At 45.3% G+C, this 16132-nt stretch carries 9 protein-coding genes; 1 reads left to right on the top strand and 8 read right to left on the bottom strand.

The features are described 5' to 3' along the window. Positions 1 to 14: 14 nt before the first annotated feature. The 7 genes from AB4Z08_RS13885 to AB4Z08_RS13915 form a co-directional block, all read right to left on the bottom strand. The gene (locus AB4Z08_RS13885; RefSeq protein WP_441574346.1) at positions 15 to 3374 is read right to left on the bottom strand and encodes a SusC/RagA family TonB-linked outer membrane protein; all 3360 of its coding nucleotides are present in this window, start codon (positions 3372 to 3374) and stop codon (positions 15 to 17) included. A 102-nt stretch (positions 3375 to 3476) separates the two neighbouring features. Further along, positions 3477 to 4415, bottom strand: a complete 939-nt coding sequence (locus AB4Z08_RS13890; RefSeq protein ID WP_441574347.1) for a FecR family protein — start codon at positions 4413 to 4415, stop codon at positions 3477 to 3479. Between the two features lie 190 nt (positions 4416 to 4605). Further along, positions 4606 to 5208, bottom strand: coding sequence for an RNA polymerase sigma factor (locus AB4Z08_RS13895; protein WP_441574348.1), 603 nt, complete (start codon positions 5206 to 5208; stop codon positions 4606 to 4608). A 163-nt stretch (positions 5209 to 5371) separates the two neighbouring features. Continuing rightward, positions 5372 to 6820, bottom strand: a complete 1449-nt coding sequence (locus AB4Z08_RS13900; protein WP_441574349.1) for a SusD/RagB family nutrient-binding outer membrane lipoprotein — start codon at positions 6818 to 6820, stop codon at positions 5372 to 5374. Positions 6821 to 6837: 17 nt separating this feature from the next. Continuing rightward, positions 6838 to 10290, bottom strand: coding sequence for a SusC/RagA family TonB-linked outer membrane protein (locus AB4Z08_RS13905; RefSeq protein ID WP_441574350.1), 3453 nt, complete (start codon positions 10288 to 10290; stop codon positions 6838 to 6840). Positions 10291 to 10414: 124 nt separating this feature from the next. Beyond that, positions 10415 to 11329, bottom strand: coding sequence for a FecR family protein (locus AB4Z08_RS13910; protein ID WP_441574351.1), 915 nt, complete (start codon positions 11327 to 11329; stop codon positions 10415 to 10417). Positions 11330 to 11417: 88 nt separating this feature from the next. Further along, entirely contained in the window at positions 11418 to 11948 is a 531-nt protein-coding gene (locus tag AB4Z08_RS13915) for an RNA polymerase sigma factor (RefSeq protein ID WP_441574352.1), read from the bottom strand. Positions 11949 to 12244: 296 nt separating this feature from the next. Here AB4Z08_RS13915 and AB4Z08_RS13920 point away from each other — a divergent pair, with 296 nt between their 5' ends. Then, positions 12245 to 13555 (top strand): sensor histidine kinase, encoded by a 1311-nt coding sequence (locus tag AB4Z08_RS13920; protein ID WP_441574353.1) that lies wholly within the window; start codon positions 12245 to 12247, stop codon positions 13553 to 13555. On the opposite strand, the gene AB4Z08_RS13925 is transcribed toward AB4Z08_RS13920, so the two are convergent. Next, on the bottom strand, positions 13556 to 15973 hold the full coding sequence (locus AB4Z08_RS13925) for an ABC transporter permease (RefSeq protein WP_441574354.1): 2418 nt from the start codon (positions 15971 to 15973) through the stop codon (positions 13556 to 13558). It abuts the gene before it with no gap. Positions 15974 to 16132: the final 159 nt, after the last annotated feature.

Here is a 16132-nt window from a genome sequence, read left to right on the forward strand (position 1 = left end):
AGTTGCTTGTTTGATTAAAACCTTAAGTTAGCCCCCAGAGAGATGGTCTTTACACTTGGATAGGAAGACCCGTTGTCTGTATTCAGTTCAGGATCCCATAACTTAAACTTGCTGAAAGTGAGCAGGTTGATTCCCTGCAGGTAAATGGAAGAATTCCGGATACCAATACGTTGTAACAGGTGCGCAGGCAGGTTATAGGCCAGTTGTACCTGTTTCAGACGGATGAAGCTTACATCTTTTACCCACCAGCTGCTGGCTTGTGTGTTATTTTTATTTTCTGCTTCACCGTATGCCAGTCTGGGATAAAACACATCCTGACTTGGGTTATCTACGGTCCATCTGTCGGTAGCAATACTATAAGCATTGGTAACGCCGCCTCCTCCGTTGAAAGGAATGATGGCACTACCTGCCAACAGGCGGTCTGCATTGGAAACACCCTGGAATAAAAAGCCGAAACTGAAACCTTTGTAAGCCAGGTCCATTCCAAAACCATATACCATAGCAGGTACATCACCACGACCAATTTTGGTAATATCGGCGGAGTTGATAAGTCCATCACCATTCAAATCTTTGTACTTGATATCTCCGGGTTTTACCTGTGACTTATCACCAGGTACAGCGCTTTTATCAATTTGTCCCTGATCAACAAACAATCCTTCTGCGATATAGCCATAGCGGGCATTCACATTGTTGCCGCGGTGCTCCATCCATGGATACAGCTGTGGTGGGCGGTCATCTTCTATCAGCTTATCTTTATTCCAGGTGATATTACCACGCACGTTGATATCGACCTGTCCGATCCGCATCCGGTATTCCAGATTTGCATCCAGTCCTTTATTATCTACTATACCGAGGTTACCATACTGCTGATTTTCCAGTCCCATGAAAGATACATTGGACGCTCTTTGCAGGAAGATGCCGGAACGATGTTCTTTAAATACATCTACATTAATTCTCAAACGATCACCCAATGTTACCAGCTCAATGCCCAGGTCCTGTTTGTTGGATACCGACCAGCGCACATCTGTGGCATAACGGTTAATGCTGATGCCGGCGCCATTATCCACGAAGCCCGTTCCGTATTTGTACCTGTTATCATTTGAATTCAGATTGGTGATATACAGGAACCTCTCTGCCGCACTACCCAAACCAGTGTTACCATTGGAGTAACGGAATTTCAGGAAAGAAACCGCATCTTTAAGTGGTGCAAAAAAGTGCTCATTGGATGCTACCCAGGCCAAACCAATGGCAGGGAAGAAACCAAAACGGTTTTTGGGTGCAAACAATTCAGATCCGTTATAGCCGAAATTAAACTCTGCAAAATAGCGGTCATCATAGGAATAAGCGACTTTACCCGCCAGGCCCAGGTAACGCTCCGGAATAGACCCTATAAAATCTCCGGCTAGCGTATTACTCTTATCACTGGTGTAAAATAAACCGAGGCCGGTTACATGATGTTTTCCAAAGCCGCGGTCATAGTTGACAGCCGCTTCTGTATAAAACTGCCGGGTAGTCTGACGGTCGCCATCTAATTTATCAAATCCCAGGTAATCATCTCCGGTATATGTTTTCACCAGGTTGAGCGAACCATCCGGTTTATAAGGATTGTTCATATCCGGGTAATAAGTGTCTTCTCTTTTTGACCGTACAATAAAGTTTTGGTTGTACGTATCAAAGGCGAACATGGCAGTGGCAGATAAACCAGGCGTAATGATTTTCAAATCCTGTGTTGCCCTGATATTAGAATACAGCTGGTTCTTAAATTCATTGCGGTATCCTCTGCGGGTAAGGTCTGCATAAGGATTGCGGAAACCACCGTTGGCAGATTGTCCGGGTACCAGGTTGCCCGGGTACATAATAGGATATGCTACCGGCGAGGCATCCATGGCACTCTGGAAAATATCATGACTGGCTACACCAGGATAATTACCATTGGAGAAGTAGCCCTGCAGACCTACATCCAGTTTGGTTGTTTTGGTAACTTTCAGATTCAGGTTAGAGGTAAAATTATAGCGGTTATATTTTAAGGAAGAATTATACTTCGCCAACTCATCTGTTTTCAGGAAACCACTTTCATTGAAATAGCCCAGTGATACATAGTATTGGGCATTTTCCACACCACCGCTGGCATTCAGATTAGCACTGCGGGTATGCCCATATTTATTGAATACAGCATCCATCCAGTTTACATCAGGGTACAGCAGCGGATCTGCGCCGGCCTTTGTTTTATCAATTTTCTCCTGCGAATAGATAGGGTTTTGATTACGCGTAGTGGCAGCTTCATTGGCCAGGTTCATATAGGTAACGCCATCAAGCATTTCCGGCCTTTTGGTAAATGAGTTAACACCTTCATTGTAATCAAAATAGATTTGTGGTTTGCCTATTTTACCGGTCTTTGTTTTCAGCAATATCACGCCATTGGCTCCACGCACACCGTATACAGCGGTTCCTGCTGCATCTTTTAAAATGGTGAAAGATTCAATGTCTTCCGGAGAAATATTATTGATGGCTCTTTCCACACCATCTACCAATACCAGTGGCGTGGCTTTGTTGCCGTTACCGAAGGTAGCAATACCGCGGATCCAGATATCGGCGCCGCTCTTTCCGGGTTCACCGGAACGTTGTACACCAATCACACCGGAAATACGGCCTGCCAGCATGGTGGAAATATCTGATGCGGGCTGCTTGAATTCAGATGGTTTAATGGTCGATTGCGCACCAACCAGGCTTACCTTACGCTGGGTGCCGAAACCTACCACCGCTACTTCGCCGAGTGATTTGCTGGACAGCTTCAGTTGTGCATTAATGGCAGACTGACTTCCCACTGGTACTTCTACGGTTTCATAGCCGATAAAACTGAAAGACAATACGTCTGCCGCGGATTTTATGATGATCTTATACCGGCCTTCGGCATCCGTGGTGGTCATGGTACTTTGTCCTCTAACGGCTACGCTTACACCGGGTAAAGGCTTGCCGTTTTCATCGCGGATAACACCGGACACAACTGCATCCTGCCGGGCGGTGGTGATGACGGCTGGTGTAGCCAGTTTGCTGATCACCACAATATCATTCACCTCTGCAAATCCGAGGGATTTATGCTGTAATATTTTTGCCAGCACATAGTCCAGTCTTTCATTGGAGAAAGAGAGGCGATCTACTTTATAGGCACTGATCAGTTGCCGGTCATAGGCAAAAGTAATTTTAGTGCGGCGGTGCAGTTCTTTCAGCGCGGATTCCAGGCTTCCGCCTTTCAATGCAATCGTTACGCTGGTTTCCTGCAGTATTTGACCCTGTCCGGCATAGGCTGGGGCACAGGTGAGGATCAAAACGACTGCCAGCAATCGTTTTTTGAAATTTTCTACAATTTTCTTCATACGTGGTTAGGCATTAATTGTTAACATTAATGAAAGGTTCCATTTACGTGGCATTAGTACGTAGTGTTTGTAAGCGATTAGCTTTGGTGATACATTGTTTTATTATTCGTAAATAACGGTGTGCCTGTCTATAGATCGTACTTTCAGATGATGGATCGCTGCCAGCACCTGCGCTGCTTTTTGCGGGTCCATACCTGTTGGCAATTCCGTGGTATATCTGGTTGTTTTTACGTGTTCTGCTGTAGTGGTAATGGTGATACCAAAGTTCTTTTCCATCAGCACGGCCATATCATTAAAGGATACATCATTAAATACCAGTCTGCCCTCTTTCCATCCGGGTAGACTCTCATCTACCGTTGATACTTTCATGTGCCGGTTGTCCTTATTATATACCAGCTCCTGGTCCCGTTCCAGCACCTGGATATTGTCGTTGTTGGCAGCCACGCTTACTTTCCCGGATATGACGCCGATGCTGAGGGTATGTATGCCTTTATAGGCGGCGATATTAAAAGCGGTGCCCAGTACGGTGGTGCGGAGCGGCCCGCTTTCTACGGTGAATGGTACGTTGGGGTTGGTGTGCACCTCAAAAAATACTTCTCCGTCTACCAGTTGCAGTGTTCTTGTTTTGGATAAATCATCCGGTACGCGGATGGTGGAGCCGGCATTTAATGCTACGGTAGATCCATCGCTCAGGTGAATACTGATCCTTTCTCCGTTACGGGTGGCATAGGTGGTATAAGTGGGCGCCGAAGTGCGATGTAATATCCACCAGGCTGCGCCGGTTCCGGCCAGTAGTAATACGGCGGCAGCAACCCTCACCAGGCGGCGGGGAGTGAGATAAAACGTTTTAGCTACTACAATTTGGGGTTGGATACCACCCCAGATTTCCTGCTTTACGCGGGCTTCTTCTGTTGCATCCATTTCCGGGAGCAGGGTATCATCGAAAGACTGGTACCAATGATCGATCACCTGGTTTTCTTCCCCGGAGGTATGACCCAGCATAAATTTTTTGAAGAGTTGCCTGATTTTGCTGACTTCCACTGCGCGCGATTTTATTACTTATCTGAAAAAATAATGTTCGGTACTAGTCCGTATAAAAAAAATCTGAAAATAATTTTCCCTCCGGGAGAAGCAGTACTATCGACAATACAAAGCTGCTCCTATAGCAGGAATGACATTCATTAAAAAAAGGGAAAAGTATAGTAACAGTATAGGCCGCTGGTTGTACGGACTACCTATTATTATGTAAATGAATGAACAGGTATACCAATACCAATGTCCATTCTCCTGTAGAAGAGGCTTTAAGAGAGATACGCAACCTTTTTAAGGCATCTGTCAGCTGGTTCTTCACGGTTTGCTCTGATATGTTAAGTGTTCTTGCAATGTCGGCAATGGTGTAATCATCTTCCCGGCTCAGGCGGAATATCTGTTGCATTCTGGCCGGCAGCCGGCCTATTTCTTTATCTATGCGAGCTTGCAGCTCTTTGGTTTCCAGTGTATCTGTGGCAATATGCTCATCGAAATAATCAAAAAAACCGGCCTTCTTAATTTCCGCAGCGCTAAAAGCATAATGGCTGATCACCCGGTAGCGGATAGCTGTAAAGAGATATCGGCCAAGATCTCCTTCCTGCATGACGGTGATATCATTTCTTCTTCTCCATAAAGTAATCATCACCTCCTGCACCATATCCTTCGCCTCATCTTTATCCACACGCTGACAAGCCTTTAAATAAAGGGCCTGCCAATATTTATCATAAATCGATTCAAAAGCAGCTGTATCATCTCTTTTTATAAGCTGTAATAAATCTCCATCACTCAACATTTGTTCGCGCATATTAAAAGTGGGTGGATACCTTTATAACTTCCCGCGGACGAAAAATAATGATAATCTTTTAGCTTTTAGCCATTAGCTTTTAGCTTTTAGCAAAAATGCAGCGAAGATTAGCCTTTACGCCTCTCTTTTCGCTGCATTTTTGCTAATAGCCAATGGCCAACAGCTAGTGGCTATCCCACCAAACCCGGCTGCTCAGATCATCCGGGCCTCCAATGCGTTGTACAGCCTCATCATAATGCTGCTTGTTCAGCAACGCCTCCCTGGATGGATACCCATGCCTGCGGGGTATTTGTCCGTCACGGGTTTGTGCATTCGCCGGCGGCAATAATTTAGGGAACCCGGTTCTCCTCCACTCGTACCAGGCCTCCCATCCATTCAGGAAAAGTGCTACCCACTTCTGCGTACCTATCAGCTCCAACGCTTTAGCAGGACTGTATACCACCCCAGGAGAGGCAATACAGGCGGCATACGCCGCATCGGTATATACTCCAAACTGCTGCATCGATGCTTTGATACCTGCCAGGTAATATAATTCAGCATCTGCATCGGTACCGGGTATCCAGTTTAACTTCACCGCCTCGGCCAGCGCAAACTGTACTTCTGCAGCGGTATAAAAGTATACCGGCGATTCCGGCTTACGCATCGCGGCACCCAGCAACGACATGGAAGAAAAATTAGTGTTGATCACCCCATACGCCTGTCCGTGATATAAACCATCTCCCGCCTTGTCCCCGAATTTGGGTAAACGGGGATCGTTGTTGGCCTGCAAATTATTCACCAGCGTAGCCGATAAAGCATAAGGGTTATTATCTACCCGCCAGCTGAAAGACCAGTAATTCTCATTGTTCTGATCTCCCGCGAGATAATTATATACCACATTGTCTTTATTATCCAGGATCACCCCGTCCGCCAGGGCGGCATTAAATGCTGCTTTCCCTTTTACAGCGTCAATCTTCGACAACCGCAGCCCCATTACCAGTCGCATCGTATTGGCAAACTTTTTCCACCTGGTCGGATCTCCCCCAAACAGGATATCTCCTTTTACATTTGCGCCTCCATCAAATTGTGTCGCTGCTTCCTTCAATTCTTTAAACAGATCCGTATAAATATCCTGTTGCTTATCATAGGCGGGCGTCAGATTATCACTTCCTTTCAGCGCATCTTTATAAGGTATATCTCCCCAACGGTCTGTCATGTGCAAAAAGAAATATGCCCTGATGATACGGGCAATGGCCAGCTGATTGGCATTGGAACCAAATGAACTGGCTTCCAGTTTTTTTGCAGGATCCGAATTAGTGGTGATCACTACCTGCAAATCGTTTAATGCCCCCTGGTAATATCCATAATCCCAGTTCCCTCTTACGTATACTCCTTCCCGTTGGTAAGTCATCTCCGCCAGGTGCTGCGAATACAAGGGCGCCTCCCGCATCAGGTTACCGCTGCTGCCAACAATAGTGGACGCCATATCACGCAGGATATTGGTAATCAGGTAACCGGTATAAGGCCGCTTAGGCATATTGGGATTGGTGTTGATATCCCCGAAATCCCCCGGCTTACAGCTGTATAATGTCAGTATGAGCAATAGTATACAAGTAATAAATGGATGCTTCATAAGTAAATGTTTTATGGTTATAATACCAGTTTCAGGTTAAAACCAATGGTGCGCGTGGCCGGCACCTGTCCTCTTTCTTCCCAGAAGCTTTCCAGCTCGGAAGTATCAATACCTTTCAGCGCAGTATAAATCAACCACGGATTTTGTGCATACAACGCCACGTTCAAACTGGTGACGCCCAGGCGTTTGGTCCACGGCTTCGCGGCAAAAGTATACCCCAACCGCAGCTCCCGCAGTTTCACATAACTGGCATCATAAATAAATGGCGGCGCTACCTTATTAAACAGGTAGGTCCAGTAATACGTACGTGCTTCCACGTAGCCGTTGAAAGGCGTACCATCTGCCAGTACTCCATCCGGCTTGATACCACCACCCTGTGCTACCGGCAAACGCCAGTCGTTGCCCTTGTCGTTGGTGCCCACGGTAGATGGATCCAGCCCGGTACCCAGCAGGAACATTTTAGTGAGCGACAAGAACTTGCCACCTACCTGGTAGTCGATAGAAAAAGTAAAATCAAAATTCTTATACACAAAGGTACTACCCAAACCACCGGTAAACTTTGGCAGAATAGATCCCAGCGGCTGGTTTTCATTCGTGAGATAAGCACCATTGGCATTTACAATCGGTTTACCATTATAGGGACTCTCTATGTTTTTGCCATTGGCATCCCTGGCCTGGTAGTACTGGAAGGTAGGTCCTACCAGTAATCCCCACTCCGCACCTTTCCTGTGATCCAGCTCCAGCCGCAACCCGTTTTCACGGGAAGCTGCCAGGTAGTTGTCCATGTTGGCGGCCAGATCTATGACCTTGGATTTATTGGTCGCTGCATTCACATACAGGTCCCAGGAAAAATCCCGGTTACGTATAGGCGTTGCAGTGATAGCAATATCCATTCCCTTACTCTGTATTTCTCCCAGGTTAGTTAAATAACTGTTGTAACCATTGGTTTCGCTGATGGCCAGGTTAGCAATCTGTTTGGTATTTTTGTTATTGTAGAAACTAACATCCACCCCTACACGATTATTAAAGAGCTTTAAAGCCAACCCTGCTTCTATACTCGTACTGAGCGAAGGCGACAACCGCGGATCTACAAGCTGGTCTGGTGTATTCAATGCCGGAGAGCTACCATAAGGGTTTTGCAGGTTATAGCCGGTATTGATCGCATAAATGCCGGCATCAGATCCCGCCTGTGCTACTCCCAGTCTTACTTTACCAAAGTTCAGCCAGTTACTCTTAGGCAACAGCTCTGTAAAAATAAAACTACCTGATACAGAAGGGTAGAAATAATAATTTTTAGCTACGGGCAAGGTAGAAGACCAGTCGTTACGTCCGGTAATATCTACATAGAGTAACCGCTTGTACCCCAGCGACACCTTGGCATACAAACTTCTGATTTCCTGTTCCGCGTAGTCATTAAAAGCATTGGGACGTTGAATGGAGGCCGTAATAGCATACAGATTAGGAACACTTAGTCCTCCAACGGTATTGGCTTCATTGCGGGTCGCTTTATAATGACGGATGTTGCCACCTAACAATCCATCAATAGAAAAATCGTGCAATTGCTTGTTGTAATTCAGCGTCATTTCATAGTTGAACTCACGCGGCAGCGAAGCACCGGATTTATACATATCCTGCTTTACTGTACCGGAAGCGATGCGATCATCATAATCATCTACCATGATATCAGCACGCATCATCGATTGTAATTTCAGGTTGGGTAATATTTTATAATTGAATCCTGCATTACCGAATACCCGGAAGTTAGAATAGCGGCGATAGCTTTCATAGTACACACTGTAAGGATTATCGCGCTTACGCGGCCGTAAGGTGGTAGCGGAGTCGTTGCCATTAGGACCTACAATATTCCAGGTACGGTAAGTCCCATCTGCGGTTTTATAATCCCGCAGTCTTTTCATATCTACAGACCGTTGAAACTCCTGGTTGAACTGCGCCATGATACTACGCTGATTGGAGTTACCACCGTCAAATGGTTCTGCCATCTGTGTAGTACTGACTACATTGATATCTGCAAAAACAGAAAACTTATCGGTCACATCAAAGTTACCGGTGAAGTCGATAAAATTACGTTTACGGTTGGCATTCGGATAAATAAGGTCGCGGTATTGATTGGCATAAGACAGGCGGTAGGAGGCTCTTTCCGTACCGCCGGAAAATGCTACGCTGTTGTTAAGGTTGATACCCGTCCTGAAAAAATCGCGTACATTGTTAGGATGCGAAACGAAATGGGTTTCTTTTCCAAAGTCTTCCCCCGGGTACCAGCTAAACCATTCCCTCACCATGGTACCATCCATTTTCGGTCCCCAGCTCTGGTCCATATAATACTGCACCATTTTCTGGCCGTCAAATTTCTGCCAGTCAGCCGGATGCTTGTTAGGATCAAAATGGAAGACATCAAAATTCATATTGTCGCCGGCGCCATAAATATTCTGGTATTCCGGGATCACCGATAATTTTTCAAAGGCGGTACCGGAGTTGATTTCCACCCTCATTTTCTGATTGCGCTTACCGGTTTTGGAGGTAAGCAGCACCGCGCCGGCGGCGGCACGGATACCATACAACGCGGTAGCAGCGGCGCCCTTCAGCACAGAAATCGATTCAATATTATCCAGGTTGATATCGGTATGTGAAATGATGGTACCATCCAGTACATAAATGGGGGATCCTCCACCTAAGCTGTTGGCGCCGCGTATGCGCAAGCCGGCATCACGGAAAGTAGAGCTGGGCGCACCTACCAGCTGGGCGCCGGCAATTTTTCCTGCCAGCGCTGTTTTCAGATCGGTGAACTTACCATTGTCTACCTGTTCTCCGCCGATTTTCTGAATGGCATATCCCAGGGAACGTTCTTCCCGTTTTATACCTAGCGCAGTCACCACTACTTCACCGAGTTTCTGAAAATCGCCTTCCATATTTACATTCAGCGTACCTTCTTCAGTTACAGGAAGTTCCTGTTTTTTCAGGCCGGTAATGCTGAACAATAAGGTGGTGGGAACGTTTTTCAGTTTAATACTATAGCGGCCATTTTCATCGGTAATAGTACCATTGTTGGTGCCCTGTTCCAGTACGGTTACGCCGGGTAAGGGGCCTGTTTTATCGCTGACAATACCGCTGGTCTTTTTGACCGGCTTTCCAGGAGCTGTTTCTGTGGCGGCTCCCGGCAAAATTACAATCACGCCGGATTGTTCATTGATCACCGTTCTGGTGTTTTTCAGGATACTGGTTAATATTTCCCGGAGACTTTTATTATCAAATGCCTGATGATTTACCGGGAAATTCTTCAGCTGGTTGGCATTGTAGGCAAAATTAAGCCCTGTGTTTTTTTCAATCTCCTTCAAGGCGTCCAGGGCATTTCCGGCAGAGATCACCAGGTGTGGTATTTTCTTGTCCAGTTGCGGGCCTGTTTGCCCTAAAGCATTGCTGCTGAAGGCTAAGGGCAGCAGCCATAAAAACAATCGGAGCACTTTTACCTTAAATAATTGGCAAATAGGTATCCTTTCTCTAATTTTAGAAATGAGAATCATGAGCTTACATTTTATGTGAGAGTTTTCAGCAGCATTCGTTAGGGCGAATGCTGTTTCATTTTACATACACGCGAATTTTGTTTTGTTGGTCTTTTTTGCTAAACCGTACATTACTTATTTTCTCAACAATCGTGAGCACATTCTGCAAAGGCATACCGGCATTAAAGGTAATCGTCCGGAGTGAGTCATCGGATAGCGAGTGCTTGTCAAACTCCACCCCATAGATCATCTCCAGACGTTCCAATATATTAGACAATGGTTCCTCCCTCATTACAATACGACCGCTGGTCCATTCATCTCCGCCCAATCCTTCTTCATGACGCGTGGTAAAATGATAGCTTTTACTGTCTATCATTACCTGATCAGCCGGCAGCAGGTTACAAAATGTTTGCTGCGCTTTTCCCACACTTACCTTACCTGTTTTCACCGTAATCTTTACAGCAGGATTATGTGCATATTTCATCACATTAAAGGAAGTACCGAGTACGGTAGTGGTGATGCTATCGGTGAGCACGCGGAACGGACGGGCAGTATTGGGTTGTATGCTAAAAAAGGCTTCTCCTTTATGGAGGGTGACAATGCGGTCTTCTTTATTAAAATGGCTGTTGAAACTAAGTTGTGAGTTGGCGTTGAGGGTCACTACAGAACTATCCGGCAGCATCACGCGTTTTTGTTCCCGGATGCCGGTACTGATCCAGGTAAGCGTTAATGGCTTTTCCGGCTGCGGCTGTAACCAGCAATAGTGGATGCCCCAGCACAGCAATGCAATAGCCGCAGCACTGCCGGCGATGCGGTACACCCAGGTAAGCGGACGCACCTTTGCCGCGGCCGGTTGGGCGTTGGCCAGGATGGACTGCAGCAGCCGCTGCTTCGCCTGTTGCCGTTCTTCTTCAGAGGCAAAGGGAGTTTCCTTATTTTGTTCGTTCAGCCGATCGAAGAAGTCGGATATCTTCTTATCATGTCGCCCCATAGTAACCCGTATGTGTATACGAAGACAACTCAGCGATCATTTTTTGATCAGACGAATCCGCTAATTAACATTTCCTTAACATAAATATTTACTTTCGTAGTAACCGGCGCTTTACGTTGTTCAGCTGATTGCGGACGGTATGCTCTGAAAGGGAGAGCAGGTCGGAGATTTCTTTCACATTAAGGCCGTCCATGAGGTAAAGACGGGCAATTTCTCTCATTTTGCCAGGCAAGGCTTCCAGGTGGTGCAGTAGCCGGCGGGCATATTCTTTTCGCTCTATAACAGCGTCTTCTTCTGCGGCGCTATCGATGCTGTTGAGCAACGCCTGATAGTGGGCATTTTTCACCGCATTGGCTTTCAGAAAATTGTAGATCCTGTTTTTCAGGCTTTTGAACAGGTAAGCTTTTACGTTGGTATCTATCTTAATACCTTCCCGTTTATCCCATATGTGCAGAAAAAGTTCCTGTAATACATCTTCTACATGATCTTTATCTCCAAGTATCTTCCAGGCATAGCCATACAACTCTTCCCAGTGGCGTAGATACAGCTCCGTAAAGCCTTCCATGCTGCCAGTTTTAACCAGGTGAAACAGTGCTATGTCTGTTAAATGGGTAGTCATATTAATTGAATGATCGCACCTGACGAAATTACTTTTATCCGCGTAGCCGGTGAACAGCAGGCGTATTATTAAAACATTAATTAAGTTGGGCTGATTATTTCATATGACGCGGAATGGCGCGGATATTGCTTTTCATAACGATCAGAATTACATTTTGGCTGTACTGCTTATCTTTTTGAAAATTAATCAAATTGTAAGAAGAATACCGAAAAAAATTATGAGATTACAATAATATGATTTTGCCCTGAGAGAGTACTTTCACGTACTTAGCAGTTGTTTTTGCTTAAATTCGTCATATGTCAACAACCGGTACCCGAAATCTATTACAACGAGTGAAAACACTTTCACACTTTATCGTAGGAGACCCCCAGCAGTTTACCTTGGAAAACCGCATCTTTAATGCCATTTGCGCGATTGCCCTCATCATTATTGCCATTAATGTTCCTTACAACTACATAACGGGGCTTACTGTTACCTCGTTTATTTTTTCTATCCTGGTACTGGCATTTGCCGGTATTTATTATTTATCAAGATACCGGAAGATGGTAAATCTATGCATCGCCATTTCTGTGATCATGATTAACGTGGCTTTTGCCATCAACTACTTCTACAGTGGCGGTATAGAAGGCGCCTCCCTGTTATCCTTTACACTGGCCTTCTTCCTGACCATGCTGATTTCACCGGCCAGGCAATATTACTGGTGGATAGGCCTCAACCTCTTTACTGTACTGGGATTGATCATCTATGAGTACTATCATCCCCACGCAATACAACCCGTTTACAAAACGAGAGAAGACATCTTTGCGGATATGACCCCTACCTACATTATTAATGTGGTCGTTATTTTCGTCGGCACCATTTACCTGAAAAATGCCTACACAAAAGAAAAGAAGCAGGGAGAGGAAAAAACCCGTTCGCTGGAAATCATGAATACAGAAAAAAGTAAGCTTTTCTCGCTCATCTCCCATGACCTCCGCAACCCGCTGGCATCTATCCAGTCCTATCTTCAGCTGATGCGGGAAATAGAAATTGACCCTCAAAACAAGATACAGATAGAAACGGAGTTATTATATGTGGTAAACAGTACACAGGAGATGTTGTACAATATACTCGTATGGTCCAAAACACAAATGGATGGACTCAATGTAAACCTCGTTCCCGTAGATGTAGCTGCAGCCATACTGCCTATTCTGAAAATTAATAAAATGGCCGTTGCCAAAAAGAAAATCAGCCTGGACACCAATATAGACGCCTCTATTAAAGTAATGGCAGACATAAACATGTTGCAACTGATTGTCCGTAACCTGGTAGGCAATGCGGCCAAATTTACACCGGCAGGGGGCTCTATTTTTATTACCACCAGCAGAAAGGGGGATAAATGTTTAATTGAGGTGAAAGACAGCGGCGCCGGCATTGACGCCTCCAGGCAGGTAGATATGTTTTCTTTGAAAGTACGCTCTACCTTCGGCACCGACAACGAGAAAGGAATCGGGTTGGGCCTGTTTCTCTGTAAGGAGTATACCAATGCACAACAGGGACAGATCTGGTTTGAAAATAATAAACAAGGCGGAAGCTCCTTTTACCTGGAGCTTCCGCTGGCTAACTAGTTATTCTGCTTTCAGGCTGTTGACCGGATTAGCCACTGCCGCCCGGATAGCCCGGTAACTCACCGTTAACATCGTTATCAGGATAGCAATGAAGGCAGCCAATACAAATACCGTCCAGCTGATCTGCACACGGTAAGCAAAGTCCTGCAACCACCGGTTCATCATAAACCAGGCAAGCGGCGTGGCAATGACGATAGCCAGTAATACCAGTTTCAGAAAATCTTTTGATAACAGCGTTACAATACCAGTTACAGAGGCGCCAAGTACCTTGCGGATGCCGATTTCCCGGGTACGCTGTTCGGCGGCATAAGTAATCAGCCCAAACACGCCTAAGGAAGCAATCAACACGGCCAGCACCGCAAAGGAAATAAAGATCTTACCTGTGCGCTGCTCAGCCACATACAAACGATTAAAATCATCATCCAGGAAAGAATATACAAAAGGCTGTCCGGTCATACCTTCCTGTGCCTCATATTTGCTTTTGATCTGTGCCACCACTTGCTGAATATTGGCGGTGCGCACCCGGAATATCATTTTACGGCGATATTCGCCCAGGCGGAACACCAGGGGCGGTATTTTATTTTTTAAAGATCCGGTATTGAAATCCTTCACAATACCAATCAGCTTTATCTGTGCCCTACCATTGTTATTATCATACAGGTACTTGTCATTCACATCTGTAAAACCCATCAATTTTGCGGCGGTTTCATTTAACAGGAACGCAGTAGTATCAGAAGGCATGTCTGGCGAGAAGTTTCTGCCGGCAGCCATCTGCATACCCATCGTGGGAATGTAATCCGCATCCACATACCAGTCATTTATACCCATTACCTGTCCATTACTACTTCCGGCATCTCTGGAGTAGATACTGGTATTTATGGCAACATCGGTAGGCAGTGAAGCCGTCATTGTACCCGCTTCCACCCCTGGAATCGTCAGTACTTCCTGCCGGAAGCTTTTGGCATGTGTCCACAGTGCAGCAGTATTTCCCAATACCAGCATTTGCTCTTTATTATACCCCAGTTTCTTATTGCGGATAAAATCCAACTGATTCTTGATCACCAACGTACCTACTATCAGTAAAATAGCAGCGGTAAACTGAAATACCACCAGGCTATTTCTCAACCAACTCCCTTTAAAACCAACCGACAGCTTACCTTTCAACACCTTCATCGGTTCAAAACCAGACAGGAAAAATGCCGGATAGCTACCCGCCAGCAAACCAATTGCCGCAGCAGTCACCACTAAAAAAGGAATCATCCAGATCAGATATGTTGTCTTCAACACCATATGTTTGTCTGATAACTGGTTCAGGAATGGTAACAGCAAAATGGCAATAGCCACGGCCAGTAACAAGGCGAAAAAGCTGGTCAGTGTTGATTCCGTCAGGAACTGAAAAATCAGTGATGACCGCTGGGAACCCAATACCTTCCTCACCCCTACTTCTTTTGAACGTCCGGCAGAACGGGCTGTGGAGAGGTTCATGAAATTTACACAGGCTATCAGCAAAATGATGATAGCTACAGCGATAAAAATGTATACATATTGAATATTTCCGGAAGGCTCTACTTCACTGGACAAGGGAGAATTCAAATGAATTTTGGAAAGAGGTAACGCTACATATCCAAAATGTCCACCGTTCTTTTCAACATCCGCAATGGTACTACCCGTCATTTTTTTCAGAGAACTCTCCATATATTTTTTAGTAGCTCCCTTCAGATACCCTTCCAGTTGCCCACTGCTTCCTCCCGGCCGCATCAGTATATAGGTGGTATAGTTATCCGCCATCCACTGCGCACTGCGACTATCCTCCAGTTCAGACATGGCGCGGATAAAATCAAAGTGCAGATGCGATTGGTCAGGCACATCTTTTATCACCCCGGTTACCTGGTAGGTATTGACATTATCCGTCAACAAAGTTTTTCCTAATACATCAGTGCTGTTAAAATATTTAAGCGCCATGCGCTCAGAAATCACAATAGAATGTGGTTGCGTTAAAGCGGTTTTAGGATCCCCCGCAATCATAGGCAGGGTAAATACATCAAACAGTGAAGAATCTGCAAAACTGGCATTTTGTTCTAACAGCGTGGAGGTACCTTTTCTTACCATTATATTACCTTGCTGAAAAAAACGTACATAATTCTCCACCTGTGGATAGTCCTGCATTAATACCGGTCCTAGCTGACTGGGTGAATATCTTTCCTTAAAGGCATTCCCGTTCACAAAGAAATCTGCATCCACACGAAAAATACGATCAGCCTTCTCATTAAATTTATCGTAACTCAACTCATCTGTTACAAATAAGGTGATCAGCAAACAGGTAGCCATACCTATAGCCAACCCGAAAATCGTAATCGCTGAAAACCCTTTGTTTCTCCATAAATTACGTAATGCTATCCTGAAATAATTTTTAAACATAGTGCGAATTATAGAAGTTCCCTGTATAGACACATTTATTGAAGGTTGGTTGCTCCAAACAAATGCCGGAAAGAAAGTCTTTTGATTACCAACGATTTACAATAATTCCGCACAGGGTAAATGCCCGTAAATAGCACATAATATGTCCGATTCCGAACA

Source organism: Chitinophaga sp. RAB17 (assembly GCF_052114225.1).
Taxonomy (GTDB): Bacteria; Bacteroidota; Bacteroidia; order Chitinophagales; family Chitinophagaceae; genus Chitinophaga.

What these genes read in the sequence shown, in the direction of transcription:
- AB4Z08_RS13895 (WP_441574348.1), bottom strand. Translation starts at nt 5,208, where the DNA reads ATGCGCGAACAAATGTTGAGTGATGGAGATTTATTACAGCTTATAAAA.
- AB4Z08_RS13900 (WP_441574349.1), bottom strand. Translation starts at nt 6,820, where the DNA reads ATGAAGCATCCATTTATTACTTGTATACTATTGCTCATACTGACATTA.
- AB4Z08_RS13915 (WP_441574352.1), bottom strand. Translation starts at nt 11,948, where the DNA reads ATGACTACCCATTTAACAGACATAGCACTGTTTCACCTGGTTAAAACT.
- AB4Z08_RS13920 (WP_441574353.1), top strand. Translation starts at nt 12,245, where the DNA reads ATGTCAACAACCGGTACCCGAAATCTATTACAACGAGTGAAAACACTT.
- AB4Z08_RS13885 (WP_441574346.1), bottom strand. Translation starts at nt 3,374, where the DNA reads ATGAAGAAAATTGTAGAAAATTTCAAAAAACGATTGCTGGCAGTCGTT.
- AB4Z08_RS13910 (WP_441574351.1), bottom strand. Translation starts at nt 11,329, where the DNA reads ATGGGGCGACATGATAAGAAGATATCCGACTTCTTCGATCGGCTGAAC.
- AB4Z08_RS13925 (WP_441574354.1), bottom strand. Translation starts at nt 15,973, where the DNA reads ATGTTTAAAAATTATTTCAGGATAGCATTACGTAATTTATGGAGAAAC.